Below are 26,397 nucleotides of genomic sequence, written 5' to 3'. Positions count from 1 at the left end.
CACCCGGCTTCCTTATTTATATTTTACATACAACATACATTACATATACAGCATCGACAGACCTCTTGCTTTCATTATACATCTGGGCGAACTTGAACAGCAACAGGATGGCTACTTAGTCCCAAACGTACATGAAAGCCTACTTTAAACGTATCAGTTCTGTTCTTCCTCGTCTGCAGCAGTTGCTTCGACGGTCTCTTCCTGAATCAACCCCGCAAACAACGCATGAACGAATTGCTCGGAATCAAACGGTTGAAGATCATTCACTTTTTCACCTAAGCCCACCAGCTTAACTGGCAAATTCAGCTCCTGACGGATGGCCACAACAATCCCGCCCTTCGCTGTACCATCCAACTTCGTTAGTACCAGCCCGGTTACACCGCTTTTCTCACCAAACAGCTTGGCTTGGTTAAGTGCATTTTGTCCAGTCGTCGCATCAAGTACCAACAACACTTCATGAGGAGCATCTGGAATTTCGCGTTGGATCACGCGGAAAATTTTGTTCAGTTCCTCCATCAGATTGCTTTTATTCTGAAGACGTCCTGCGGTATCACACAACAAAACATCCACTTGACGCTGCTTGGCAGCCTGTACGGCATCAAACATAACCGCAGCCGGATCGGAACCGGATTGCTGCTTAATAACCTCTACACCTGCCCGTTCGCCCCATACCTCCAACTGTTCAATCGCACCCGCCCGGAACGTATCTCCAGCAGCCAATAATACTTTTTTGCCCTCTTGTTTAAAACGGTGAGCTAACTTGCCAATGGTTGTCGTTTTGCCGACGCCATTGACTCCCACGAATAGAATGACTGTAATCCCGTCAGCGCTCATTTTGAGCTGACTATTGTCATTCCCCCGCAGTAACTCGGACAGCTTTTCCGACAATACAGGCTGTAATTCCGATGCGTCCTCAATTTTGCGCTTTTTCACTTCTTCTCGCAGGTCTTCAATGAGGTTCATAACTGTGTTGACGCCTACGTCCGCTCCGATCAGAATTTCTTCCAGTTCCTCATAAAATTCCTCATCAATCTTTTTACGGCGAATCATCAAGTCCGTTACTTTTTCAACAAAACCTTTACGTGTTTTTTCCAAACCATCTTTGAACTGTTTTGTGACAGATTCAGTTTTGTTTGCAATGCTTTCCTTCAATTTCCTAAAGAAACTCATGGATTCCCTCCGTTGGTCTGAAAGTATGTTGTTTAATGTCAGGCAATCTCAGCTTCATCGTTGTCCAGCTTGACAGATACGAGTTTGGAAACCCCGCCTTCCTCCATCGTAACCCCGTAAAGCACATCAGATTCTTCCATTGTGCCCTTACGGTGTGTGACTACAATGAACTGTGTCTGCTCCGAGAATTCCCGTAAATACTGGGCAAAACGCACCACGTTTGCTTCGTCCAATGCAGCCTCTACTTCATCGAGTACACAGAATGGAACAGGTTTAACGTGTAAAATGGCAAATAGTAACGCCATCGCTGTTAACGCGCGCTCACCGCCCGACAGCAGCTGCAAGTTTTGCAGTTTTTTGCCCGGTGGCTGAGCTACGATGTCGATCCCCGTCTCCAGCAAGCGTTCCGGGTCAAGCAGCACGAGATCAGCACGTCCGCCTCCGAACAGCTTGGAGAATACCGTTCCAAATTCGCGCCGAATAGCATCGAACGTTGTCTTAAAGCGTTTGGACATTTCTTCATCCATTTCACGAATAACTTGATAAAGCGTTGTCTTGGCCTCCACCAAATCAGACTTTTGCTCATCAAGAAACGTATAACGCTCATGCACACGCTGGTATTCTTCAATGGCACCCAGATTCACCTCACCCAACGCGGAAATACCCCGTTTGAGCCTCTCTACCTCGCTCTGCGTACCTTCTATATCTTCCGGTATAGGGTAACGCTGCTTGGCTAACTCATAGCTGAGTTCATAATCATCACTTAATTTTTTCAGAACGTTTTCCAGTTCCACATCAAGCCGATTTACTCCAATTTCCGTTTGACGAAGCAACTCCTCCACTGACTTGAGCTGAATTCGCTGTTCTTTCGTGTCGTTCTCAGCCACTTCAAGCTTTTTGGACAAGCTGCTGCGTGCAGCCCGTTTGAATTCCAGTTGCTGTGCGGCTTCTTCCTTTTTCAAACGGTATTGATTGAGATTTTCAATCTGTTTCACGGTCTCCTGCTCATTGGTCAGCAAATCTGCTTCGATGGAAGCAAGCAAGGTTTTGTTTTGTCTCGAATCTTTACCAAGAGTATCATAATCCCCACGCAATCTGCGCAACTGCTCTTCCAAAGAAAAGCGCTCTTGGTCCAGCTTTCCTTCTCTTACCTTGAGATTCGTGAGCTCTCCCTGCAGCTGCTCTTTGGCAGATTCGTTGGCTTTACGGGCAAATTCAGCAGCGTGAATGGCCTGATGCGTTTTCTTTTCTTCTTCCTCCAGCGCAGCCAACTTTACCAACGCTTCTTCACGGGAAGTTTCTAGCTCCTTGATTTCCTGATCAAAGCCCTTTTTCTCCTGACCAGACGCAGCGACCTGCTCCAGAACATGACGAAGTTCATGCTCCAGTTGCTTGAGTTCCATTGCCATCTGCTGCTCTTCACCGCGCTTCACATCGCCGCCCTGGCGCAACTCGTCCAGACGGGTCTGTGTCTCCTCCAACTGGCGTTTGGTATCTATTGCACTCTGGCGCAACCTTGCAATTTGCTGCTCCGTATCTACAATGTCCTGGTCCAACTGATCCAGCTGACGTTTGCGTCCAAGCAGATTAGCATTTTTCTTGAACTGGCTTCCCCCACTCATGGAACCCCCTGCATTGACAACATCGCCTTCCAAAGTGACCACGCGGTATCTATATTGGCAACGGGCCGCAATACGGTTTGCATCTTCCAACGTACGGGCAATGACCACATTCCCCAAGAGACTGCCTACAATTCCGGCATATCGATCATCATACTGAACAAGATCTGCACCGATTCCGACAAAGCCTTCGGCTCCTTCTGCAATTTGGCGTTCTCCTGCACCGATTTGACGCGGACGAATAACATCCATAGGCAAAAATGTCGCTCTGCCCAGTTGACGTTGCTTTAGAAAACTGATCGCCTGTCTGGATACGGATTCATTTTCCATCACAATATGCTGAACTGAAGCACCCAAAGCGGTTTCCATCGCCTGCTCTAAATGCTCAGGCACCCGAATCAGTTCCGCTACCGCTCCATGCACGCCGTGCAAGGTTTCTTTTCGTGCAGCCTTCAATACCTCTTTAACTCCAAGCATGAAGCCGTCAAAGTCATCCTGCATTTCCTTCATTGTATCTCGCCGTGAAATTTGAGCCTCACGTTTTTGTTCCCATTTACGAACCGTACCCTGATTTTCTTCCAGTAGTTTTTGCAGGGCCTGGTACTTTTCACTTCCTTGAATATAGCCACTACGCAAACTACTGATTTCCTGCCCCAGCTTCTGAACCGCAGCTTCCAATCCCTTTTTGCGCTGTTCAAGTTGTACTTTCTGGGCTTCCCATTTGCCGGATTCGTCACTTACGCGAGTCACACGCCGTTCCAATGCTTCCTTCTGTTGGTCTGTATAACGAATTTCGTTACGCGCCTGCGCCATCTGATTCATCAGCTCCAGCAGACCACCCTTTAGGCTTTCTTCCTGCTCCTGGCTGATTCCGCCTGTAACACCAATCAGTTTGGCCTCTTCGTCAGACAGCCGCGCACGCAGCTCGTCAAGCTCTACATTCAGTGTAGACAGTTTTTCGTTCAGCTGATCCAGTTCACTCCTGCGCTCGGAATGCCGTGATTCGCTTGTGCTAAGTGATAAGATCAATTGTTCCCGATTAGCCTCCAGATTGCGTGTGCGCTCTTTGAGCAATTCGCCGTAGCCTTCACTTTTCTCCGTCGCTTCACTGTATTGCAGCAGATCCCTTTGCAACTGCTCTACCTGCTCTTCCAGCTGGCGCAATTCGTTGCGGTCGCTTTCCAGCATCGCATCGTGTCGGGACACCACCGTAGACAACTGAAGCTGCTCCTGCTGCAACAGAGCTAGTTTGGAAGTCGCATCGCTCCACGAAGTATGAATTTGTTCAATTTGATGGACATACATTGAAATTTCTTTTGATTTCAATTCACCGCGCAGTTCTTTAAAATGAATCGCCTTTTCAGACTGCTCCTTAAGCGGTCCAATCTGATCCTCCAGTTCACTAACCAAATCGTGAATACGCAGCAAATTTTGCTCCGTTTCATCCAGCTTGCGAACCGCATCTTTTTTACGCGATTTATATTTTACGATACCCGAAGCTTCCTCAAAAATACCTCGACGATCCTCAGATCGGGTACTCAGAATTTCTTCAATGCGTCCCTGCCCAATAATTGAATAAGCTTCTTTACCAATGCCTGTATCCATAAACAGCTCTGTAATATCTCGGAGTCTGCATGATTGCCGATTAATGAAATATTCACTATCCCCACTTCGATGTACACGTCGCGTTACCGTGACCTCACCAAAATCCAGAGGCAACGCCTGATCTTCATTATCCAACGTAAGCGATACTTCACCGTAATTAACAGCCTTACGAGCATCACTACCCGCAAAAATAATGTCCTCCATTTTGCCGCCACGCAGTGATTTGGCACTCTGTTCGCCTAGCACCCAACGAATTCCGTCGGAAATATTACTTTTTCCGCTTCCGTTGGGTCCGACGACTGCCGTAATGCCGCGGACAAATTCCATTTCCGTTTTATCTGCAAACGATTTGAAGCCCGCCAGCTCAATGCGCTTTAAAAACATGCTCAATCTCACCTCTAACATTTCAAATATGCTTGTACAACACCGTATACCTGATTGATATGAATTATCCCTATTGTAGCATAAACTAGCTTGTATAAAGCACAGTACCGACACTCACATTACACCAGCAAAGCCACGAAAAAAGAGCAAAACGCAGTCCATTCGCCATTACGGGCCGGGACTCCCCGCGGACTGCCCTTTGCTCTTACTTTGTGCCCCCTGCTTGCGTAACCCGTCCGGGCTGCTCAGGTACCGATTACGATTCTGCCAGCTTCAAGCGGTTTAAAGCTACTGCCGCCGCTTGCTGCTCAGCTTCTTTTTTGGAGCGTCCCGTACCTGCCCCTAGCCGTTCGCTGTCCATATATACCTCAGCTACAAACTCGCGCTCATGGGCTGGTCCGCGCTCCTCTACAATCTTGTATTCAAGCATCCCCATGTTATGATGCTGCGTCAGTTCCTGAAGCTCTGTTTTGAAATCACTCATCTGAAGCTTACCATTTAATACAATTTGAGGAAAAATATAACATTCCAAAAACGAACGGACGGCCTCCAGACCCTGATCCAAATAAAGCGCACCTACGAACGCTTCGAATACATCAGCCAACAGAGCCGGACGAGTACGTCCACCTGTCAACTCTTCACCTTTTCCAAGCAGTACATATTGCCCGAACTCAAGCCCGACAGCAAATTTCACCAGAGAAGGCTCACAGACAATAGCTGCACGCAACTTGGTGAGTTCGCCTTCGGGTCGGTTAGGGTACTGATTGTACAATTGCTCGGACACCGTCAGTTCCAGAACAGCGTCACCTAAAAATTCAAGACGCTCATTGTCTGCATGCTGACTGAACCGATGTTCGTTTACGTAGGAAGCGTGCGTAAAGGCCTGCTTCAGAAGCTGCCGATTGTTGAATTGAATATGAAGTTTCTGCTGTAATTGCTTCAAGTCTCCACTCAACGAACTGACCCCTTATGCTTCATATTTTTTTAGAATAACCGTAGCATTGTGACCGCCAAAACCAAAGGAATTGGACATAACCACATTCAGTTCCGCTTTTCTCGGCTTATTAGGTACATAATCAAGATCGCATGCCGGGTCTTGATTATCCAAATTAATCGTTGGCGGAATCGTCTGATGCTGAAGGGCGAGACCACAGATCACGGCTTCAACGCCGCCCGCTGCACCCAATAAATGCCCTGTCATCGACTTGGTTGAGCTGATCGCTACCTTATAGGCATGCTCTCCAAGCGTTTTCTTAACTGCTTCCGTTTCGGATTTATCACCGACTGGTGTAGATGTACCATGTGCATTGATATAATCAATCTCTTCAGGATTCAATCCAGCATCACGGATCGCCATTCTAATGCAGCGCGCCGCTCCCTCTGGATCAGGCTCCGTCATATGATGGGCATCACCAGAAAGTCCGTAGCCAATCACTTCACCGTAAATACGCGCACCACGCTTCAAAGCATGATCCAACGATTCCAGAATAAGAACACCTGAACCTTCGCCCATAACAAACCCGTCTCTTTCGGTATCAAAAGGACGACTTGCCTTTTGAGGCTCGTCATTACGCGTGGACATCGCTCGCATGGAACAAAATCCAGCCATACCAATCGGACGAATAGTGGCCTCAGCTCCTCCGCAAATCATGGCGTCTGCGTCACCGCGCTGAATCATGCGGAAGGAATCGCCAATAGCATGACTGCCCGTGGCACATGCCGTAACTGGTGATGTATTAGGGCCTTTAGCACCGAGTGAAATCGATACTTGACCGGAACCCATATTAGCAATCATCATCGGGATGAAGAAAGGGCTTACGCGTTTAGGTCCTTTTTCAATCAGCGCGTTGTGCTGATCTTCCCAAGTTCCCAATCCGCCAATACCGGAACCGACAGATACACCAACACGCTCAGCGTCCGCATTTTCTCCGATTACAAGTCCGCTGTCCTCAAGCGCCAACTTACTAGCAGCAACCGCAAACTGCACAAAGCGGTCCATTTTACGCGCATCCTTACGTTCAATATAATCCTCTGGATTAAAATCTTTAATGGAAGCGGCTATTTTCGTAGTGTACTCACTTGTATCGAAAGCTTCGATTTCACTGACGCCGGATTTTCCAGCCATCAGATTATCCCATAGTGTGTTCAAATCCTGTCCCAGCGAAGTGATTACACCCATTCCTGTTATGACAACACGTTGTTTCAAAGATAATCACCTCTATGTTTACTGCATATTGTATTTTAAGACCGCACACTCTTGTGCGTAAAAATAATATAGAATCAACTAAAGTTAGTAATGCCGCATACTTCTCAGCCTTTGACTAAGTGAAGCTGAGCCAAACTCAAAAACACACGGCAATTCCGTCTTTAGTTCAATCTGTATAATTAGGAGAAAGTCCCGCCTGTAACAGAACGGGACTTTTGATGACATGAATTAGGTATGAGATTGTATGTACTTCACAACTTCACCTACAGTTGTAATTTTCTCTGCATCTTCATCAGAGATTTCCATATCAAACTCATCTTCCAATTCCATTACCAATTCAACTACATCGAGAGAATCAGCGCCTAAATCATCTTTAAAAGATGCTTCAAGTGTAACTTCGGCTTCGTCGGCTCCCAAACGGTCAACGACAATGCGTTTTACGCGCTCCAATACATCGGACATCCGGCTCACCTCCTCTTAGGTATTATACGAAAATTACAATTAAAATGCCATAGAAGAGAGTTTTCATTGACAACTCTTCATCGGGGCATGCGGATTGGCAACATGCTACTACATATACATGCCGCCATCCACATGCAAAGTCTGGCCCGTCATATATGAGGAAGCATCCGAGGCCAAGAACAGCACCACGTCAGCAATTTCCTCAGGCCGTCCAAGACGGGCCAGCGGTATACCGCTAAGCATATTGTCACGCAAATCATCAGCCAGTACCTGCGTCATCTCAGTATCGATGAATCCAGGAGCCACACAGTTCACTGTAATACCTCTCGACGCAAGCTCTCGAGCAGAGGATTTGGTAAGACCAATTACCCCTGCTTTAGCAGCAACGTAGTTGGCTTGTCCAGCGTTGCCAAGTACACCGACCACGGAGGAGATATTGATAATTCGGCCAGAACGCTGCTTCATCATTGGACGTGTTGCCGCCTTAAGACAATTAAACACACCCTTCAGATTCGTTTCGATCACCTGATCGAATTCCTCTTCCTTCATGCGCATGATTAAATTATCTCTTGTTATGCCGGCATTATTCACCAGGATGTCAATCTTGCCCCAAGCGCCAATCACATCCTTGATCAACTGATCTGCTTCGTCAGCGCGACCGACATTAGCCTGAACTGTAATAGCCTCTACACCTTTGGCACGAATCTGCTCTGCTACCTCAGTCGCAGCCGCTTCACTACCAGCATAGTTTACTGCCACATTAGCGCCTGCTTCAGCCAGAGCCAGCGCGATACTACGGCCAATTCCGCGCGACGCTCCCGTAACGAGCGCCGTTTTTCCACTCAATGGCTTAGACATCATAGTCCCCCCTTGCAAGTATATAACCCGTTAAGGCAATGATTATACTTTTAACGGGCCTCCAAGGCTTCCGTTACAGAAGCAAACGACTCCAGGCTGCTTATATTATACAGCTTAACCGTTTTGTCGATTTTTTTAACCAGTCCAGTCAAAACACTTCCCGGTCCAAACTCAACAAAGGTGTCAACACCTTGTTCTAGTAGCCATGTTACACTGTCTTCCCACAGTACCGGAGAATAGACCTGATCCACCAACAGTTGGCGGATTTCGCTCCCCTCACGTACAGGTTTAGCTGTTACATTGGCAACAACCGGAATCTGAGCTTTGGAGAAAGTTACAGCCCCCAACTTGCCGGAGAGCTTGGTCGCTGCTTCCTTCATCAATGACGAGTGGAAAGGACCGCTAACCTCCAGAGTAATAGCGCGCTTGCCTCCTGCTTCCTTCACACGTTCAGCGGCAGCAGCTACGCCCTCCTTCGTACCAGATACAACAATTTGTCCGGGACAATTGATGTTGGCTAGTTCGACCAGTTGACCAGACTCCGTAATATCACGGCACAATGCTGCCAATGCTTCACGATCAGCTCCCAACACAGCAGCCATCCCGCCTTGCCCATCAGGAATGGCCTGCTCCATGAACTCGCCACGTGTACGAACGATCTCAACCGCATCCTCAAATGCGAGGACACCGGAAGCGACTAGCGCGCTGTATTCTCCTAGACTGTGTCCAGCCACATAATCGGGATGAATGCCCATTTTTTCCTTGAACGCTTCATACAACGCAATGCTCGCCGTTAACAGTGCAGGCTGCGTATTGGATGTTTGCTTCAAAGCTGTGTCCGGCCCTTCAAAAATCAGCGTGCTTAGTGCGAACCCTAACCGTTCGTCCGCTTGGCGAAATACTTCTGTTGCAGCTGGAACTGCTTCATAAGCATCTTTAGCCATACCTACAGCTTGTGAACCCTGACCGGGAAATATAAATGCCGTTTTGCCCATCGTGTATGCACCTCTCTGTATCCAATGCTTGTCCTGTAAAACACTACACAAATTCAATATTATATCAAAACTTCCAACTCATTACCAGACAAGAACCGACGCTCCCCAGGTCAAGCCACCGCCAAAGCCCACCATTAATACACGGTCGCCTTCCTTCATGCGGCCTTCCTCAGCTGCTTCCACAAGAGCGAGAGGGATTGATGCTGCAGATGTATTCGCATATTTATGAACATTAACAACTACCTTTTCCTCTGGTAAATCCAGACGTTGCATCGCCGATTGGATGATGCGAATATTGGCTTGATGTGGAACGAACAGATCAATATCATCTTTGGACAGCCCTGCTTTTTCCAACACATCAACCGTTGCCGTTCCCATAACACGAACCGCGAACTTGAACACTTCGCGTCCGTTCATGTAAATATAGTGCTGTTTATTTTCCAGTGTGTCTGCACTCGCAGGCAAACGCGAGCCTCCTGCTTCCAACTTGAGTAAGCTGCCTCCGGCACCTTCAGCCCCGAGATCAAAGGATTGGAATCCTCTACCTTCAGGCACTTCGCCAATCACTACAGCTCCTGCACCATCTCCGAATAGAACACAGGTATTGCGGTCGGTATAATCTGTAATCCGAGAAAGACAGTCTGCCCCAATGATTAATGCATTATTATAAATACCTGTCTTAATGAAGCTTGTTGCCGTAGCTAGTCCGTATACAAAACCCGAGCATGCCGCAGACAAATCGAAAGCTGCTGCGCCTTTGGCTCCCAATTTGTCCTGAAGAATGCAGGCAGTTGACGGAAACGCCATATCCGGTGTAACCGTAGCTACAATAATTAAATCCAGATCCTGTGCCGTCATACCCGCGGACTCCAACGCCTTAATTGCTGCTTCATAAGCTAAATCAGATGTAGCCTGTTCTGGAGCCGCAATATGGCGCTCCTGAATCCCTGTACGGCTGACAATCCATTCATCACTCGTTTCTACGATTGCTTCCAAATCTTTATTGGTCAGAATTTTCTCAGGTACGTATTTCCCTGTTCCGATAACACCAACCGGCCGTAATTTATTCATATCGTCACTCACTTCCTGCTGATTTCCTTGGATATACTTTCCACCAACCGGTTTTGCAAGGCCGTACGAGCCTGCCTTACCGCGTTTTTGACGGCAACGCCGTCAGACGAACCGTGACTTTTCAGGACGAGTCCACTCAAACCCAGCAAAGGAGCCCCGCCATGCTCTTTATAATCCAATTTACCTTTCAGACTGCGAAGCTCAGGCATAATCAAGGCTGCCGCAAGCTTGGTCTTCAAGGATTTGGTGAATTGCTCTTTTAAGAGAGAAAATATGGCTCCGGCTGTACCCTCCAGTGATTTTAGCATGATATTTCCAGCAAATCCATCACACACCAGTACATCACAATTCCCGGTTAACACATCTCTCGATTCAACATTACCCACAAAATTGACAGGTAATTGCTCAATAAGTGGAAATGCCAACTTCGTCAGTTCATTGCCCTTCCCAGCTTCAGTCCCCACATTCAGCAGACCCACCCTTGGAGAAGTCACACCGTGAACTTTCTGACGATACAAACTCCCCATCAGTGCATACTGGGCAAGATGCTCAGGCTTGGCATCCATATTGGCTCCCAAGTCCAGCGCCAGAATACCCTGATCATCAATCGTTGGTATCATCGGCGCGAGAGCCGGACGTTCAATGCCTTCCATTCTTCCAACCACCAGCAACCCTGTGGTCATTAGCGCGCCTGTATTACCTGCAGATATCATGGCATCCGCTTCGCCTTCTCTGACCATTCGACCAGCCACGACCATCGAAGCATCCTTTTTACGGCGCACTGCCTTTACAGGCTCGTCCTGCGCATCTATCGTTTCGGATGCATGGCGAATGCTGAGGTTCGTCGGCAACGCCCTACCGTTCAGAACCGATTCAATTCGTTCCCGGTCACCAACCAGCGTAATGTCCGTATCCTTCCATTCCGCCGCCGCAGATAGCGCGCCCTCTACTGTCGCCTCAGGAGCATTATCTCCCCCCATGGCATCAATGGCGATCCGCATGCTGACTTCCTCCTTCGCTATACTCTTCCTCCGTGGAGCGATAAATGACAAAGTTGCCTTGGAACACCATTTCTTCTCCTACGTAGGCAAAGACTTCCACTTTAGCCTTCCCTTTTTGTTCTGGATTGGAGCGCACATATGCCTTGGCAATGCACTTCTCACCTAAATGAACCGGGCGGACAAAGCGTATATCCGCTGACGCGGTCAATGCTATCTCATCATTAATCACGGCAACGGCCAATGAATTGGCCTGGGCAAATACATAATGCCCCCGCGCAATGCCAGTACGCGAAAAAATATGTTCCTCTTTAATCTCAAAAATCGAAATACCGCTTCGATCCAACTGTAGATCAACGATATCCCCGATCACTTCATGCAAAGGCAAGGAACGAACCTGGTCGTAGGAGCGCTCAGCCATCAGCTTTAGCCGTTCCCGCAATTCCGGGATTCCCAGCTCCATCCGGTCCAGCCGAATAGTCTGAATACTTACCTTCAGCTGTCTTGTCAATTCCTGATCCGTTACGAACGGATTATCATCAATTAATTGAGTCAGCCGCTGCTGTCTCTGTCTCTTCGGCAAACGTTCGATATCAATGACGCCTCCTTTCTCTACAATAAACTGTCGTTCAGACGACAGTTTGGGTTACTTTACTTCACTTTCTAACGGCGAGACTTCAAGCCGATTTGTCTTCTTGTATGTATAAAGGAACCCCTTCGGCCCTTCTTTCTTAGAACCTGGTACTAAAACAGTATATAGCATGCTGACGTAAAAAGGAAGCATGCAGACAAAAAAAGTAGCGCCTCACTGAAGTGAAGCGCTACTCTTTCTGCGAAGATTCCAAAGAATCCGCTTATCGGACATTATTGAGAGATGATCTCTCTAGCTTTGTACGTTCCGCAAACTTTGCACACATGGTGAGCAAGTTTCAATTCGCCGCATTCGGAGCATTTCACCATACCTGGTACTGCCAGTTTAAAGTGAGTACGACGTTTGTCGCGACGAGTTTTGGATGTTCTCCGTTGAGGTACTGCCATTCTTCCCACCTCCTTAACCAGATCAACCCCGCATAACGGGTATGACTTCTTATCTCATTCAAGACTGAAAGAAAATGCTAGAAGCTATTATCTTACAGCCGGTGAATCAAGCCTGCAACATCCACGCATCGGTTCAGTAACTCTCCGGCACAAGCGGATGATGATTTTTCAGAATTGAACTCAATTCTCATTTAAAAAAATCCTTAAGCCCTGCCAGACGCGGATCAATCTTTTCCGTATTGCCATCGCTACTGTCATCGGAGCCAATACTCCAGTTTTGTCCGGTCTTTGGTGCGATTCCCTGACAATCCTCACTGCACAAAGGCGCAAACGGCACATGCAGTACAAACAGTTCTTCACAATACGGTGCAATGTCGAAGGAGTCCTCCGTCACTGCGATAAAATCGCCATCTTCATCCTCCTCTTCAACACTCGAAGAGGTTTGCTTGAACCGTTCACGGAATTCAATCTTTAAATCCTCGTGCATCGGGCTTAAACAGCGTGAGCACAGCATGTCCAGACCTGCGGTCAACGTGCCTTCCACGCTCATCAAGCCTTGACCCAGACTAACGGCGACCAAGTCGGTCTCCAGCGGGGAAACGGCCGTAACATCAGCACGATCATCCACCAATTCACTCACATTAAGAGATTCACGGATAGGAAAAGGACCGTCACTTGTTGCTACTTTGCGAAAAAATAGTTGCATCACTATCACTCCAAACAAACAAAAATTATTATACCGACTGATCGAGTCGTTTGTCAACACCTTTCACTTTACACCACTCACAAATCCACCGGTTTTCCAATGGTTCGACAAGTTTTATGCAGAAGTAAAAATGCATTGTGCTAAACATGTACTGATGAGTATTCGTACCCCCGCCACTCTTCGTGTACAATAATGCGAGTATAAAGCTTTTTCGTCCAGGTCTCAATGGTCTTGTTCATGCCGACGATGAAAAATCAGTATAGCTGCCCTGAAAACAATCATTCACGGGTACTTAACCATTATTATCAAAAGGGTTACCCAATAAGCTACTTTAAGAAAGGAGCCGACTACGGTCTTGAAAACACTCGGTATGGTTGTAGAGTACAATCCCCTGCATAATGGACATATCCATCACTGGGAGGAATCTCTTCGCATCACTGGCGCACAACGCACAGTGGCTGTGATGAGTGGTCCTTTCCTTCAGCGGGGTGAACCCGCGATTACAGACAAATGGTCCCGCACCGAAATGGCACTCGCCATGGGTGTGGACCTAGTTCTGGAGCTGCCTGTGGCCTATGCCGTCCAGCCCGCAGAATGGTTTGCCCGCGGAGCGGTCGCCCTGCTCCATGCGACGGGCATCGTCGACGCGCTCTGCTTCGGCAGCGAGAGCGGAGACATCGCCCCGCTGCGCGCGCTGGCTCGCGTGCTGGCGGCAGAGCCGGCCGAGCTCAAGGCCGGCATCGCGCAGCGCCTAAGCAGTGGCACGAGCTATCCCGCTGCCTACGCGGGAGCCGCAGCCGCGCTCGCGGCCGAAGGAGCGGACGGCGCTGCACTCGCCGCCCTAATGCAGCAGCCCAACAATACGTTGGGGCTGCATTATTTGATTGCGCTGGAACGGCTGGGCAGCACAATCAAGCCCTTCACGGTAGCCCGCACAGGATCGGGCTACCACGAAGCCGTGGCCCCTGCGGACGGAGTCATCGCCAGCGCCACGGCCATCCGCCGTCTGCTGCTGGACGGCGGGCCGGAAGCCGCGTCGCTCTACATACCTGCGGCGACACTGGAGATTTTGCGGCGCGAGTGGCAAGCTGAACGCGCGCCGCTGCACTGGGAAGCGTTCAGCCAGCCGTTGCTGAACGCCCTGATCACACGTAGCCCGCAGCAGCTGGCGGAGCTGCACGAGGTCACCGAAGGGCTGGAGCATCGTCTGCGGCAATCGCTGTACACGCTCCCCCAGCCTTCTGTGGAGGCCCTGCTCGCCGCGATCAAGACAAGGCGCTATACTCGTACGAAGCTTCAGCGGATGTGTACACATATTTTGCTGAATCATGCCAAAACCGATATGACTCCTGCTGAGCTGGCGAAAGGTCCGGGCTATATCCGCGTGCTCGGCTTTAACAGGGCTGGACGCGAGCTGCTGGCACGTATGAAGCAGACAGCCACCCTTCCGGTATGGGTCAAGCTGTCTGCCGGATCACATCCTCAGCTGGACTGGGATACAGCCGCAGCCGCCATACACGCAGCCGGGATGCCACGTCCCGCCATCCGCGACATGTATGCTGATTACTTGCGACCGCCCATTATGGTTTGATGGGCAGCTTTTCCATATAATTCAGCGCATCGCCAAGCTTGCGAACCGGAACAAGCTTCATCCGGGTTCCCATTTGCTCAGCTTTGGCCTTCGCCTCTTTATAATTATCCGCAGGGACGAAAAACAAATCCGCACTCTGACGGTCAGCAGCAACTATTTTATACTTTGCACCACCAATCGCTCCAACCTGACCGTCCTTATCAATAGTACCCGTACCGGCTACACGATATCCCTTACTCAGATCACCTGGTGTCAGTTGGTTATAGATTTCCATGGTAAACATCAAACCTGCCGAAGGACCGCCAACATCCGTAGATGTAAAATGAATCGTTTTACGTTCATCCTTCGGCTCTACCTTCTGTACCGTGGCAATACTGACGCCAAATCCAGAACGTTGCTTACCCGTTTCACTGTCCGTGATGGTCGTTAAGGGAGCTTGAACGGTCAGCAACTTTCCATCGCGCTTTAGCTTCACTTTAGCCATTTTTCCCGATTTTTCGTCCTCCAAAGCCTTCCGAATGGAACGATTATCGGTCACTCGCACGCCGTTCAGCTCCAATATTTCATCTCCAGGCTCAAACACGCTGTTCGAGCCCGGGACCTTAAATACATACACGTAATCTGGCACAATGCGATAGGGAACATGGGCACGGGTGTAGGCAGCCTCCATCGCGGAAGATTGGGAATCCCCCATATACCATACCTGCTCTGCCGCATATTCGTCTTCACTTCTTCCATGCAGACGATCCTCTTTGCGCTGAATCTCCGAATTGCGGTCCAGCTTGGACAGGCCCAACATAATAACATTGGCATAACGCGCCGATACCGTCGTCATCATAAAGCTCCCCCGTTCGATGCTGTCACCCTCCCGGACTTTAACCATCGGTTTGATCTCGTTAGCCCCACCTGGTCCATAGATCAGATAAGGGGTTGGCATATAGACCAGCACATAGACCATTGCAGCCAGCATTAAGACATAACCGGTTGTAAAAAAAACTCTTTTCCGGTTTATTCGTTTCATTGCTTCTCCCCCCTTGCAGCCTAACTTCTCCTATCTTATCCAAGTGCCTCTGCGCCACCTGTTCTCAAGCCTTCCGAAAAAGCATACATTGTTTACGACAACGTATACGAACAACCTATCCCAAGACAACGAACGTGAATAAACACTGGAGACAGCATCCCACTCTCCTTAGTATATTTATGAGAGGTGAATTCTTTGATGCAAAAGGAAGCCCATTCCGCTCCTTATTGGACAACCATACTGCTTGGCCTCGGAGCCATTTTGCTTGTACTGGCTGTTGTCGCCTCACCAGAAGAAGTATTTCAAGCCTCTACTCAAGGCCTTAAGCTATGGTGGAGTATTATTTTCCCAGCCATGCTGCCTTTTTTGATGCTGTCCGAAATGCTCATCGCCTTTGGTCTAGTACATGGACTAGGTATCCTGCTGGAGCCGTTTATGCGATCCTGGTTCCGTCTACCCGGGCGAAGCGGCTGGGTGTTGGCCCTCGGCCTGACCGCGGGATTCCCCGCTGCTGCGGAAGCAGTGCGCCAATGGGCACAACAGGAGGATATGACTGCGTTTCAGCTTCGACGTCTAACCTCTATCGCTCATTTCTGCAATCCGATTACCATCCTGCTCGTCATCGGGACAGGGCTACTGCACAATGCTACCGCAGGCGTGATGTTACTTGCAGTTCACTGGATTTCCGGGCTGCTGGCAGGCTGGATCACCGCCAGACTACCTGTATCGTCTAAAGAATTGCAAAAACGGGAAACGCCAGCTGCCCTACGGCGCACCTCAGTTTCCCGTACTTCTCCCTCCCTGATCCGATCCGCATGGGAAGCTACCCACTCTGCCAGAGAACGGGACGGCCGCAGTTTCGGAAAACTGTTGGGCGAAACCGTATCCCATGCTGTACAGACGCTGATGGTGACAGGTGGATTCATTATTTTCTTTTCCGTACTAATTCGACTGCTGTCCATATACACAGGCCAAGGATCGCTTTCTTTCATATGGCCTGCCTGGATGGAAATCCATTTGGGTTCCTATGAAATCAGCCGTCTGCCCTACGATCTCCGTACACAAGCAGCCCTGATCAGTGCTGTGTTGGGCTGGGGCGGCCTGTGCGGCTGGCTTCAAATTACCGCCGTCACCAGACCTTCCGACAAGGGCATCACCTTCACCTTGTCACGAGTGCTCCATGGGATTACTGCTTTTGGACTTACCTTAGCGACATGGGTCCCACTTAACCGCATCGTCAGCAATACAACTCCCGCTTACGTCAGTCGCAGTTCTGTGTCTTCTTTTGTGGAAAGCGTAAATGAATCCGCCACGCATCCTGTCATGGCCGGAGCCAGCGGCTTACTAACACAAATAGAAGGAACATCTATGTACCCTTGGCAACTAACCGTACTGTCCATTGCACTGCTAGGTACAATTATAGTTACCCTGCTGGCCTTTTCCTTTATGACTTCATGGTGGAGCCGCCACGATTCGCGTTGACCTTCGCACGCAGCGCGTCTTCCACCTCGGGTGCCACCAGATCTACAACCTTGCCATCAAAATGCGCAATTTCCTTCACCATACTGGAACTCAGATATGAATAAGTCGGATTGGTCATCATAAAGATCGTTTCCGCATCCGGGTTCAGCTTATGATTTGTAGAGGCTAATTGCAGCTCATATTCAAAATCAGTCACCGACCGGATTCCTCTGACAATAACCTGGGCCCCTTTTTGACGTACATAATTAGCTGTCAGATCACGGAAGCTGTCCACTTCAACGTTCGGGATATCGCGAGTTACCGTTCGCAGTAACTCCATTCGTTCCTCAAGTGAAAACAGCGGATTTTTACTAATATTGTTAAGAACCGCGACAATCAATAGATCAAACTGTCTGGCTGCTCTTTGAATAATATCCTGATGCCCCATCGTCACGGGATCAAAAGTTCCCGGATATACAGCAATACGTGGTTTGTGCTCAATCATGATGGTCCTCCCCGTCTGATTCGCTGATGCCGAATTTGACCCCTCCGGCTTCTGTATGTTCTACGACATCCGACAAAACATCGGCTGCAAAATGATAAATAGATAACGCCGTTTCACCATAAACTGCTTTTCTGACCTGTTCGAACGGCCCGAAGCTTTCCGGATATTCATGTCCCGATTCATACTCCAGCACGATGATTGCATCTGAACGAAGCAAGTTCAACTCAGCCATACGGCTCATTAATTCATCTCCGTGTTTGAGACGATAGGGTGGGTCCAGAAAAACAGCATCAAAAAGAGCTCCACGTTTTGCCAGCACCTTGAGCGCTCGTCCGGCATCATTGCGGAACACTTCAGCCTGTCCTTCCAATCCAGTTTTTCGCAAATTTTCTTTAATGACATCAATGCTTTTGGATTCCATATCAATAAAAACAGCCTTGTCCATTCCCCGGCTAAGCGCCTCTATACCCAGGCCACCACTGCCAGCAAACAGATCAAGTGCGACTCCCCCATCAAAATAAGGACCTATCATGCTAAATAGCGCTTCCTTGACCTTATCCGTGGTCGGCCGCGTCCCTGTGCCGGGAACTGCCTTTAACGGCCTTCCTTTGGCACTACCCGATACCACTCTCACGCTGAAACTCACCTATTTTCTATATGTGTTCATAACCATATAAGATTATGACGCTATCGTACCACATGCACCGCCGTTTGAAAAACTTAGGATGAGGCAGGTATAAAAAACCATTCCCTGGGCATCCTTAGGATATCGGCATTCAACCAATGTCGTAGACAACCGCGGAGAAGACTTACGTTTCCCCATAAGCTCTTCGTCCGGTTTCTCCTCTCCCATTCGGGCGCTCTTTAATGGAGCGCCTGATTTTTTTTACATAAAAAGAAGCTGCTTAATAGCAGCTCTATGTATCATTTTTCTATTTTTGTTTATTTAAGCAGTTCCTCGGGTGTATCCCCTTGATAAACATACACATAACTCGCCACTGAGACAGCAAATGTTGCAAACATAGACAACGATGTGGCTAATCCATATACCATTTTCCTCATCATTCCACTCACCTCCTTCCCCGGATCAATGTTAGACTTTGGACCAAAAAAGCAACAGCCACTACAGAGGAACCGATTACAAAATTAGTACATACAAGCAAGGAGGATAACAGTCGCAAGAGGGGATAAAAACGTACTGGAATGCGCGACTGCTTTTCAATTCTGGATGGGGCAAAACATAAAACGAGAATGAGAGCTATTCCGGTAAACAGGTTTGTCCACCAACTATTTAAGGCAATGCAGGATATGTAAGTAAAAGCTGCTGAAGTCACCAACACACATGCCATGCCCGTTTTCAAATGAATGCCTCCTGATATTTGGCGCAGTAGGGCGAAAGCGATGAGAATCGTTACAGCTTCTACCATCCGTCCCGTGAAGATTGAGGCGAATAGTGTTAACACGATGATCATGGACGCATTCAGAATGAGAGCAAGTGCGTATTTAAGTACCGCGACAGAGGCTGGATGATCAGGCACAGTACGTTTGATCTGGTTAGCAAGTTTGAAAGCCATCGCTTCAATCATCCCGGTATTCCTTTCCGATTGCATAATAGATGAAAAATCCCGAAACCAGTGCAAAAAATATCATACTTAACCATACCTCGTTATAGTAGAGCACAATAGAAGTTGAAATGAGGGACAGGATAATCAGCGTGATGACAATGCCATATTCCTCTTTGAACTTAAGCTTCTTGAAATTAGGGGAAAAGCCAATCCCTTTTCGATACAACATCAATGAAATAAGCAGTCCTACTGCCGCACTTACCACTTGTAGCAGATAGCCCTTCAAGGACCCATCCTGCAGCTCAGAAACCGGAAGGTTGCCGAACATGACTTTTAAGAATACCGACTGAACAACGGCATATGCAAAATAACCTGTAACCGTCATAATACCGGACCACACAATCGGAATCTTCACGACCGTAGCGAGTAAAAAAATAAAAAGCAGCATATTTACGACAGGCACCAAATACGAAAGGGAAAACTCCTCTCGGAGCATATAACTTTGCATATTCATAATCAGGTTAACAAAAATGGCCTGCCAAAGATAAGGGGTCATTTTAACTTTAAAAATACTCAAAATCAGCGCAAAAACAGCTACTCCCTCAAGCGTGGAGAAAAGCAAAAAGCCGATTGGCTTCAAAAGCATGCGCGCATCTCCTTTACAATTCCAACCAACCTCATCGGTGTATTCAAAAACTTGGATGTACATCGAATATAAAGGGCTGGGAGCTACTTTTCAAGAGGTCTTTTCAATTATTTCATAGATTTATTCAAGCACTTCAACCAAATGTTATCGGATGCTGCTTCAAGTTGTAGCTTAGGCAACACTTTCTTTGACCGAATCTCCCTGCTTGCGCACAGGCTTCATACGTGATATAAGCTTTTTCCCCCAACGGATGCCGGGGTGTTCAATCCACGAGTAGGTAAACCAAGATAGTCCGATGGTGACTAGCAACGTCATGATAAACATAAGTGTGAGGCTGACTAGGGGAGCAAAAGGTATTTTAACCTGTACGATTAGTCCCAGAGCCAGCATATGCGTCAAATACATGCTGTAGCTAAGGTGGCCGATCCATGACCATACCCGATTAAGCAGCCATATCGGCTGCCAGTGATACAAAGCATACGCTCCCAGTAGCAACCCGAAACCTAGGAGATAATCGGTCATGCCTCCAAAAAATGCAAATAGCACAGAAACAAGCAGCAAACCTCCACTGACTCGGTCTATACTTTTCCAATGCCGCTCGTCTTTCCAAATGAAAAACAACAATATACCTAGCCCAAAGACAGGCAATTGATTCGGAAACCATAAATACAGATAGTGACCCCATAAAGAGTGATCACTAATCCATGGATATTGAGCAAATACCGTATTTAGCCCGAAGCTTACCACAAGCGCCATCACAACAAACCAGGTCGCATGGCGGACTGATCGGATCAGCTTAAATAATAGGGGGATAAACAGATAAAACATACATTCCACCGCAATGGACCATTCCACACCAATAATGCTGTTGATCCAGTACGGATTCAGACCATTCAAAAACAGGACATGAGCAGTGATATTGGCGACAGTGACTCCCTCCTGATCTCCAAGCCAAAATCTTGGACCTGTCCCGTTCACAACCAAATAGATTCCTAACATCACGTAATACAAAGGAGCAATCCGAAAAAAACGACGCAACAGGTAAGCTGAAATTCTTTCCCTCTTGTCACCCGAACGTCTGCTCAAGGACAGAAATAGCGTAAAAGCGCTGGCCATGTAAAATAAAGCGACTCCTTTAGCTCCTATACTCAAACCTTTTTGCAACCATCCGTTTAATCCGTCTACATGCTGGCTGACATGCACAAGTAAAACTCCAATAATAGCCAGCGCCCTCAGCGTATCTACAAATTGCAGCTTGTCATCTTCCATTTTCCCCGTGGCTTCGGGCATCGTATCCCTCCATAACAGTCTTGAATGATACATTTCGTATCTATAATACACAAAATGTATCACCAAAGTAAATATCTCCGTTATGCAAAAAAACACCCTCCGACCGCAAAGAAATGCGGCCAAAAGGTGTTCATTTTGGTCATGCTATATTCAGCTGTACCCTACAATTGGCAGTGACTTTATTTGTTTAAATGAAAAGGAACGGTCGTTACGATCACGTCTTTATAATTAATCAAATAAGCTCTCATCAGTAAGCTGGTCTGATTGTGTAGAATATTTTCCCACCAGTGCTTGGTGATGAATTGTGGAATGAGAACAGTGATATGGTCCTCGTCTGCTTTTTTCCACTCTACTGTATCGATGAACTTGCGGAGCGGATTAATGATGCTGCGATAACGGGATCTCAGCACTACTAAACGTATGCCCACGTCCCACTCTTCCCACTTCTGTTCCATTTTTTGAATCGCCTCATCATCCACTCCCACATATACGGCAACCACATTATCCGACAAGGTTTTGGCATAGCTGATCGTATTCATAACGACTCGCGTAATACCTGCAACCGGAATAATAATCGTATTGCCTTTCACCATAGGTTTATCCTTGGTAATATCAATGCGCAGTTGTTCAGCCGTATTTTTGTAATGCCTGTTGATCTTCATAAAGAAATACAGAACCAAAGGCAGAAAGATAAAGATTACCCACACCTGGCTAAATTTGGTGAAAATAAAGATGAGCGTAATCGACAGCGTGGTCAGCATCCCAACCGTATTAATAGCAAGTTTGACGATCCAGCCTGGCGGTTTGAGCTTGATCCAGCGAATCATCATGCCAAGTTGCGAGAGCGTGAACGGAATAAATACCCCTACGGCATAAAGCGGGATCAGATTTTCTGTGTTGCCGCCAAATACGATGACCAGCAATGCCGAGAAGATACTCAGAAACAGGATACCATTAGAGTATCCAAGCCGATCTCCACGAACCATGAACATATGCGGCATGTATTTGTCCTTCGCCAGCATAAAAGCAAGCAACGGAAAGGCCGAATAGGCTGTATTTGCCGCCAAAAACAAGATGAGCGCCGTTACGCCCTGAATGATGTAATACATCACACCGCGCCCGAAAGTGGCGTTCGCAATTTGCGAGATGACCGTTTCATGCGGATTAGGACGAACACCGTACCAATAAGCCAGCAAACTAATTCCGATAAACATACACCCGAGAATCAAACCCATCATCATTAGTGTAGTTGCTGCATTTTTGGCAGCAGGCTTGCGGAAGTTCGGAATGGCATTCGAGACAGCTTCTACCCCAGTTAATGCCGAGCAACCCGAGCTGAACGCCTTCAGTAATAGGAACAGACTGACGTTGGATACCGTAGCTCCAAATTGCGGTGCTGCAGCATGAGCTCCCCCTGCCACGTAATGAATGATACCGCTAATAATCAAAACAAAAATCGCAACAACAAATAAGTAAATCGGTACAGCCAGCACCGAGGCAGATTCTGTCACCCCGCGCAAGTTCATAATAGTCAAAAAGATAATCATAATCAGAGCAATGGCGATCCGATGATCATGTAACGACGGGAAAGCCGATGTAATGGCATCTGTACCTGCTGATGAGCTAACTGCTACCGTCAGAATATAATCGACCAGCAAAGAACCACCTGCAATCAGACTCGGACTCTTTCCCAAATTGTCCTGTGCAACAATGTACGCTCCTCCGCCACCAGGATAGGAAAATATGGTCTGTCTATAGGACAGGATCAGAATGATCAGCAATCCCAATACCGCAATGGATATAGGAATGGAATACCATAGGGCAGCGAAGCCGGCTGTAATTAAAACCAGCAGAATTTGCTCCGTTCCGTAAGCTACAGAGGACAAGGCATCTGAGGACAGAATGGCCAGTGCCTTGAGCTTATTCAGTTTCTCATCTTCAAGGGCCGTCGACTTTCGCGGACGACCGATTAATAATCTTTTGACTTTACTCAGCATTTCGTTGACTCCTTCTTTGGATGAGGGTTTTGCAAAAGAACTATGGATCTTATGTTTATTATGTCACCTGAACATCAGATTGATGAAACAAATGAACTATTATTTTATACTCCCTCATCCTGAAAAAAACAATAAGGAATGCTCCCTAAAATGAGCATTCCCGAGTAAGAAAGAGTATTTCGATAAAATACCCTTATGTATACAGTAATTTGAACCTTTCAGGCGTAATTCCTTCAGCTCGGCGAAAAGTTGCCACAAAATGACTGGCATCTCGGAATCCTACACGCTCCGAAATCTCCTTTACTGTTAATTGCGGATATTCCGTCATCATTTCCTTGGCCTTCCGCAGCCGAATTACAATCAGATAAGCATAAGAAGTCACACCAAACGCTTGCTTAAATAATGTATTTAAATGGCGGGAGCTGACATTTATCATAACTGCCATATCACCTAGGCCCACATCTGGACTGGCATAATTTTGCTCCATAAAGGCCAGTACAGGGGTTAAACGTTCCACATTATGGGAGAGGGAAGGCATTGAGCTATGTTGTCCATGTTTACGCAGTAGAGTCAGAAAACGATACATATTGGCCGAAGCATCTAATCCAGACAAATCACGTTCACTAACCATGGAATGGAGCATCGTTTCCCCAAAGCTGTGTAGCTCGCTATCCGGGTCCCAATGATATCCACGAGTATGCTTCAATCCCAGTGCAGTCAATACAGCAGCGGCGATGGGGCCGTCAAATGTAATGTATAACGTTCGCCATACCTTGGTCGCCCGTCTGTATGCATGGGATTCCCCGGGCAGCAGCAGAACCCCGGACTGCTCTCCCAAACGGAAGCTCCCCCCTTTAAATGTAAATATCCCTTCACCAGACACCGTCTGAATCCAGTGAAAGCACGGATAACCCTCTGGACGGGACACATCTTCCTGCCTGCTGTTAAATCCGATACTTTCAATAAAAAGGGGTAAAGAATGCTCACGCGTAGTCAGGAAAAATCTTAAATGATGGGGAGTTAAAATCATAAAAAGCACCTCCGGCGTATGCGGGTATGTATTTCACATGTAGATCCATATTGTTATATACACGTTCATTTTATTATATTTAAAAGCAGTTATTTGTATTATAAGATAGGATTATTCTTATATACAGAGGTGATTGGCATGATAAGCAGCAAACTTCCTAAAGTATTTTACGGTGGAGATTATAATCCTGAGCAATGGGATGAGGCCACACATCAGGAAGATTTACGGATGTTCAGGCAGGCAGGGATTGATATCGCCACGGTCAACGTATTCTCATGGGCCAAAATTCAATCCGACGAAATCACATATCATTTTGAATGGCTGGATCAATTGATTGACAGTCTTTATGAAAGCGATATCTTCGTTTGTTTAGCTACTAGCACGGCAGCGCATCCAGCCTGGATGGCTACGCGTTATCCCGACATTCTGCGGGTCGATGCTGACGGGCGTAAGCGGAAATTCGGCGGACGCCACAACTCTTGTCCGAATAGCCCAACTTACCGAAGATATGCGGAGCAGATGGCTGACCGACTTGCAGAACGATACAAAAACCATCCTGCGATCCTCGTGTGGCACGTGTCCAATGAGTACGGCGGGGATTGCTATTGTGATAACTGTGCGGCCGCATTTCGGGTGTGGCTCAAGCAAAAATACGGATCACTGGAAGAACTAAACCGGGTGTGGAATACTTCCTTCTGGGGTCACACCTTCTATGATTGGGATGAAATTGTACCACCAAATAATCTGAGCGAGCATTGGGGAGAAAATCACTCGACCTTTCAGGGCATATCCCTCGATTATGCACGCTTTAATTCAGACAGTATGCTTGATTGTTATCTGCTGGAGTATAACGCGATTAAAAAACATGTTCCCGATGCCGTGATAACGACCAATCTGATGGGCTTTTTTAAACAACTGGACTATTTTAAATGGGCTAAGCACATGGATATTGTATCTTGGGACAGCTATCCCGGGGCCAATACTCCGATAAGCTATACGGCGATGGCGCACGATCTGATGCGCGGCTTGAAGGATGGGCAACCCTTTATGCTGATGGAGCAAACACCGAGCCAGCAGAACTGGCAGGCGTATAATTCGCTTAAACGGCCTGGCGTTATGCGATTATGGAGTTATCAGGCAGTCGCGCATGGCGCGGACACGGTCATGTTCTTCCAGCTTCGCCGCTCGATCGGCGCTTGTGAGAAATTCCACGGGGCCGTCATTGAACATGCCGGGCATGAGAACACACGTGTATTTCGCGAGGTGGCACAGCTTGGCAGTGAGCTTGGCGCATTAGGCAACACGCTACTTGACGCGACCGTTAATGCCAAAGTAGCCATTTTATTCGATTGGGACAATTGGTGGGCTTTAGAAAAATCAAGCGGCCCTTCTGTCGCCTTGAAATATGTGGATCAGGTGCACAAGTATTATGCTCCCCTCTTCCGGCGGAATGTACAGGTAGATCTGGTTTCTGTTGATGCAGATTTCCAGAATTATGATCTCATTATCGCGCCTGTACTCTACATGGTCAAGCCGGGTACCGCCGAGAAGCTGGAACAATTCACAGAGCATGGTGGCACCTTCGTAACGACCTTTTTCAGTGGCATTGTAAATGAAAATGATCTGGTCACAACCGGAGGATATCCTGGTAAACTGCGTAACTTGCTTGGGATCTGGGTGGAAGAAATAGACGCGCTTCTGCCGGAATCACACAATCGCATTGTATTGAAAGAAAAGGTGGGCGTATTACAAGGTGAATATAAATGCGGTCTGCTCTGCGACTTGTTGCATAGCGAAGGCGCCGAGGTGCTGGCCGAATACGGCGATGATTTCTATCAGGGCATGCCAGTGCTGACACGCAATGGTTTCGGTCAAGGTGAGGCATGGTACGTTGCTTCAGATCCTGAAGAGACTTTCCTTGATGGCCTACTGGGCTACATTTGTGAGCAAAAAGGGATTCCATCCCTGCTGCGCGCTCCTGCGGGTGTAGAAGCCACTGTCCGGACCAAAGATGGAAAATCATATCTATTCGTTCTGAATCATAACGCCCAGACGCAGCAATATCATCTGGATGATCAGAAAGGGAACGAGCTGATCAGCGGTAAATACCTGGAAGGAGAAATTTCTATTGAAGGCTACGGCTTTCATGTACTGGAGCTATCATAATCACTCAGATTTG

General features: G+C 47.7%; 24 protein-coding genes. 3 read left to right on the top strand and 21 right to left on the bottom strand.

Features of this window, described 5'->3' with window-relative positions:
- Positions 1-153 precede the first annotated feature (153 nt).
- The 12 genes from ftsY to MHI21_RS10310 form a co-directional block, all read right to left on the bottom strand.
- Positions 154-1,170 carry a signal recognition particle-docking protein FtsY gene (gene ftsY, locus MHI21_RS10365; protein WP_061832006.1) on the bottom strand — a complete coding sequence of 339 codons (1,017 nt, stop codon included), beginning with the start codon at positions 1,168-1,170 and terminating at the stop codon, positions 154-156.
- A 38-nt stretch (positions 1,171-1,208) separates the two neighbouring features.
- Positions 1,209-4,778, bottom strand: coding sequence for a chromosome segregation protein SMC (smc, locus tag MHI21_RS10360; RefSeq protein WP_342419963.1), 3,570 nt, complete (start codon positions 4,776-4,778; stop codon positions 1,209-1,211).
- 256 nt (positions 4,779-5,034) lie between these two features.
- Positions 5,035-5,733 (bottom strand): ribonuclease III, encoded by a 699-nt coding sequence (gene rnc / locus MHI21_RS10355; protein WP_342419962.1) that lies wholly within the window; start codon positions 5,731-5,733, stop codon positions 5,035-5,037.
- Between the two features lie 12 nt (positions 5,734-5,745).
- Complete coding sequence (fabF, locus tag MHI21_RS10350; protein ID WP_061832008.1) at positions 5,746-6,984, bottom strand: beta-ketoacyl-ACP synthase II; 1,239 nt, start codon at positions 6,982-6,984, stop codon at positions 5,746-5,748.
- A gap of 228 nt (positions 6,985-7,212) precedes the next feature.
- On the bottom strand, positions 7,213-7,446 hold the full coding sequence (locus tag MHI21_RS10345) for an acyl carrier protein (protein WP_007429985.1): 234 nt from the start codon (positions 7,444-7,446) through the stop codon (positions 7,213-7,215).
- Positions 7,447-7,554: 108 nt separating this feature from the next.
- A complete protein-coding gene (gene fabG / locus MHI21_RS10340; RefSeq protein ID WP_025721716.1) occupies positions 7,555-8,304 on the bottom strand; it encodes a 3-oxoacyl-[acyl-carrier-protein] reductase in 750 nt (249 codons plus the stop codon).
- 50 nt (positions 8,305-8,354) lie between these two features.
- Complete coding sequence (gene fabD / locus MHI21_RS10335) at positions 8,355-9,299, bottom strand: ACP S-malonyltransferase (protein WP_342419961.1); 945 nt, start codon at positions 9,297-9,299, stop codon at positions 8,355-8,357.
- A gap of 81 nt (positions 9,300-9,380) precedes the next feature.
- Positions 9,381-10,370 (bottom strand): beta-ketoacyl-ACP synthase III, encoded by a 990-nt coding sequence (locus MHI21_RS10330; protein ID WP_069291709.1) that lies wholly within the window; start codon positions 10,368-10,370, stop codon positions 9,381-9,383.
- 8 nt (positions 10,371-10,378) lie between these two features.
- Positions 10,379-11,371, bottom strand: a complete 993-nt coding sequence (plsX, locus tag MHI21_RS10325) for a phosphate acyltransferase PlsX (protein ID WP_061832012.1) — start codon at positions 11,369-11,371, stop codon at positions 10,379-10,381.
- A complete protein-coding gene (gene fapR, locus MHI21_RS10320; RefSeq protein WP_007429980.1) occupies positions 11,355-11,951 on the bottom strand; it encodes a transcription factor FapR in 597 nt (198 codons plus the stop codon). The genes plsX and fapR overlap by 17 nt, the downstream gene beginning before the upstream one ends.
- A 281-nt stretch (positions 11,952-12,232) precedes the next feature.
- Positions 12,233-12,406: a 50S ribosomal protein L32 gene (gene rpmF / locus MHI21_RS10315; RefSeq protein WP_007429979.1), complete on the bottom strand. Its 174-nt coding sequence runs from the start codon at positions 12,404-12,406 to the stop codon at positions 12,233-12,235.
- 187 nt (positions 12,407-12,593) lie between these two features.
- Entirely contained in the window at positions 12,594-13,112 is a 519-nt protein-coding gene (locus tag MHI21_RS10310) for a DUF177 domain-containing protein (RefSeq protein ID WP_069291707.1), read from the bottom strand.
- Positions 13,113-13,467: 355 nt separating this feature from the next.
- On the opposite strand from MHI21_RS10310, the gene MHI21_RS10305 reads away from it, so the two are divergent.
- Complete coding sequence (locus tag MHI21_RS10305) at positions 13,468-14,703, top strand: nucleotidyltransferase (protein WP_342419960.1); 1,236 nt, start codon at positions 13,468-13,470, stop codon at positions 14,701-14,703.
- On the opposite strand, the gene MHI21_RS10300 is transcribed toward MHI21_RS10305, so the two are convergent.
- Complete coding sequence (locus MHI21_RS10300) at positions 14,693-15,724, bottom strand: S16 family serine protease (RefSeq protein ID WP_341161724.1); 1,032 nt, start codon at positions 15,722-15,724, stop codon at positions 14,693-14,695. The two genes, MHI21_RS10305 and MHI21_RS10300, sit on opposite strands and share 11 nt — an antisense overlap.
- A gap of 198 nt (positions 15,725-15,922) precedes the next feature.
- On the opposite strand from MHI21_RS10300, the gene MHI21_RS10295 reads away from it, so the two are divergent.
- Positions 15,923-17,206: a nucleoside recognition protein gene (locus MHI21_RS10295; protein WP_342419959.1), complete on the top strand. Its 1,284-nt coding sequence runs from the start codon at positions 15,923-15,925 to the stop codon at positions 17,204-17,206.
- On the opposite strand, the gene coaD is transcribed toward MHI21_RS10295, so the two are convergent.
- From coaD to MHI21_RS10255, 8 genes are all read right to left on the bottom strand, one after another.
- Entirely contained in the window at positions 17,169-17,690 is a 522-nt protein-coding gene (coaD, locus tag MHI21_RS10290) for a pantetheine-phosphate adenylyltransferase (RefSeq protein ID WP_250261723.1), read from the bottom strand. The genes MHI21_RS10295 and coaD overlap by 38 nt on opposite strands.
- Entirely contained in the window at positions 17,683-18,324 is a 642-nt protein-coding gene (gene rsmD, locus MHI21_RS10285; RefSeq protein WP_028542741.1) for a 16S rRNA (guanine(966)-N(2))-methyltransferase RsmD, read from the bottom strand. The genes coaD and rsmD overlap by 8 nt, the downstream gene beginning before the upstream one ends.
- 308 nt (positions 18,325-18,632) lie before the next feature.
- Positions 18,633-18,755, bottom strand: a complete 123-nt coding sequence (locus MHI21_RS10280; protein ID WP_023988155.1) for a cyclic lactone autoinducer peptide — start codon at positions 18,753-18,755, stop codon at positions 18,633-18,635.
- Positions 18,756-18,760: 5 nt separating this feature from the next.
- Complete coding sequence (locus tag MHI21_RS10275) at positions 18,761-19,276, bottom strand: accessory gene regulator B family protein (protein ID WP_165176697.1); 516 nt, start codon at positions 19,274-19,276, stop codon at positions 18,761-18,763.
- Entirely contained in the window at positions 19,269-19,901 is a 633-nt protein-coding gene (locus MHI21_RS10270; RefSeq protein WP_061831346.1) for a hypothetical protein, read from the bottom strand. The genes MHI21_RS10275 and MHI21_RS10270 overlap by 8 nt, the downstream gene beginning before the upstream one ends.
- Positions 19,902-20,072: 171 nt before the next feature.
- The gene (locus MHI21_RS10265; RefSeq protein WP_342419958.1) at positions 20,073-21,191 is read right to left on the bottom strand and encodes an acyltransferase; all 1,119 of its coding nucleotides are present in this window, start codon (positions 21,189-21,191) and stop codon (positions 20,073-20,075) included.
- Positions 21,192-21,370: 179 nt separating this feature from the next.
- Positions 21,371-23,188, bottom strand: coding sequence for an APC family permease (locus tag MHI21_RS10260; protein ID WP_023988151.1), 1,818 nt, complete (start codon positions 23,186-23,188; stop codon positions 21,371-21,373).
- Positions 23,189-23,381: 193 nt separating this feature from the next.
- A complete protein-coding gene (locus MHI21_RS10255; protein ID WP_342419957.1) occupies positions 23,382-24,218 on the bottom strand; it encodes a helix-turn-helix transcriptional regulator in 837 nt (278 codons plus the stop codon).
- Positions 24,219-24,356: 138 nt separating this feature from the next.
- Here MHI21_RS10255 and MHI21_RS10250 point away from each other — a divergent pair, with 138 nt between their 5' ends.
- Positions 24,357-26,384 (top strand): beta-galactosidase, encoded by a 2,028-nt coding sequence (locus tag MHI21_RS10250; protein WP_342419956.1) that lies wholly within the window; start codon positions 24,357-24,359, stop codon positions 26,382-26,384.
- Positions 26,385-26,397 lie beyond the last annotated feature (13 nt).

It is taken from the genome of Paenibacillus sp. FSL H8-0168 (assembly GCF_038592955.1).
In the GTDB taxonomy this organism is placed as follows: Bacteria; Bacillota; Bacilli; order Paenibacillales; family Paenibacillaceae; genus Paenibacillus; species Paenibacillus polymyxa_B.
The sequence above is the reverse complement of the archived record's forward strand: the minus strand, read 5'-3'. Positions and strand labels throughout refer to the sequence as shown.

What these genes read in the sequence shown, in the direction of transcription:
- MHI21_RS10255 (WP_342419957.1), bottom strand. Translation starts at nt 24,218, where the DNA reads ATGATTTTAACTCCCCATCATTTAAGATTTTTCCTGACTACGCGTGAG.
- rpmF (WP_007429979.1), bottom strand. Translation starts at nt 12,406, where the DNA reads ATGGCAGTACCTCAACGGAGAACATCCAAAACTCGTCGCGACAAACGT.
- smc (WP_342419963.1), bottom strand. Translation starts at nt 4,778, where the DNA reads ATGTTTTTAAAGCGCATTGAGCTGGCGGGCTTCAAATCGTTTGCAGAT.
- MHI21_RS10265 (WP_342419958.1), bottom strand. Translation starts at nt 21,191, where the DNA reads ATGCCCGAAGCCACGGGGAAAATGGAAGATGACAAGCTGCAATTTGTA.
- fabD (WP_342419961.1), bottom strand. Translation starts at nt 9,299, where the DNA reads ATGGGCAAAACGGCATTTATATTTCCCGGTCAGGGTTCACAAGCTGTA.
- ftsY (WP_061832006.1), bottom strand. Translation starts at nt 1,170, where the DNA reads ATGAGTTTCTTTAGGAAATTGAAGGAAAGCATTGCAAACAAAACTGAA.
- MHI21_RS10250 (WP_342419956.1), top strand. Translation starts at nt 24,357, where the DNA reads ATGATAAGCAGCAAACTTCCTAAAGTATTTTACGGTGGAGATTATAAT.
- fabG (WP_025721716.1), bottom strand. Translation starts at nt 8,304, where the DNA reads ATGTCTAAGCCATTGAGTGGAAAAACGGCGCTCGTTACGGGAGCGTCG.
- MHI21_RS10345 (WP_007429985.1), bottom strand. Translation starts at nt 7,446, where the DNA reads ATGTCCGATGTATTGGAGCGCGTAAAACGCATTGTCGTTGACCGTTTG.
- MHI21_RS10270 (WP_061831346.1), bottom strand. Translation starts at nt 19,901, where the DNA reads ATGCTTTTGAAGCCAATCGGCTTTTTGCTTTTCTCCACGCTTGAGGGA.
- MHI21_RS10295 (WP_342419959.1), top strand. Translation starts at nt 15,923, where the DNA reads ATGCAAAAGGAAGCCCATTCCGCTCCTTATTGGACAACCATACTGCTT.
- coaD (WP_250261723.1), bottom strand. Translation starts at nt 17,690, where the DNA reads ATGATTGAGCACAAACCACGTATTGCTGTATATCCGGGAACTTTTGAT.
- plsX (WP_061832012.1), bottom strand. Translation starts at nt 11,371, where the DNA reads ATGCGGATCGCCATTGATGCCATGGGGGGAGATAATGCTCCTGAGGCG.
- MHI21_RS10300 (WP_341161724.1), bottom strand. Translation starts at nt 15,724, where the DNA reads ATGAAACGAATAAACCGGAAAAGAGTTTTTTTTACAACCGGTTATGTC.
- MHI21_RS10280 (WP_023988155.1), bottom strand. Translation starts at nt 18,755, where the DNA reads ATGATGAGGAAAATGGTATATGGATTAGCCACATCGTTGTCTATGTTT.
- MHI21_RS10330 (WP_069291709.1), bottom strand. Translation starts at nt 10,370, where the DNA reads ATGAATAAATTACGGCCGGTTGGTGTTATCGGAACAGGGAAATACGTA.
- MHI21_RS10275 (WP_165176697.1), bottom strand. Translation starts at nt 19,276, where the DNA reads ATGATTGAAGCGATGGCTTTCAAACTTGCTAACCAGATCAAACGTACT.
- MHI21_RS10310 (WP_069291707.1), bottom strand. Translation starts at nt 13,112, where the DNA reads ATGCAACTATTTTTTCGCAAAGTAGCAACAAGTGACGGTCCTTTTCCT.
- MHI21_RS10260 (WP_023988151.1), bottom strand. Translation starts at nt 23,188, where the DNA reads ATGCTGAGTAAAGTCAAAAGATTATTAATCGGTCGTCCGCGAAAGTCG.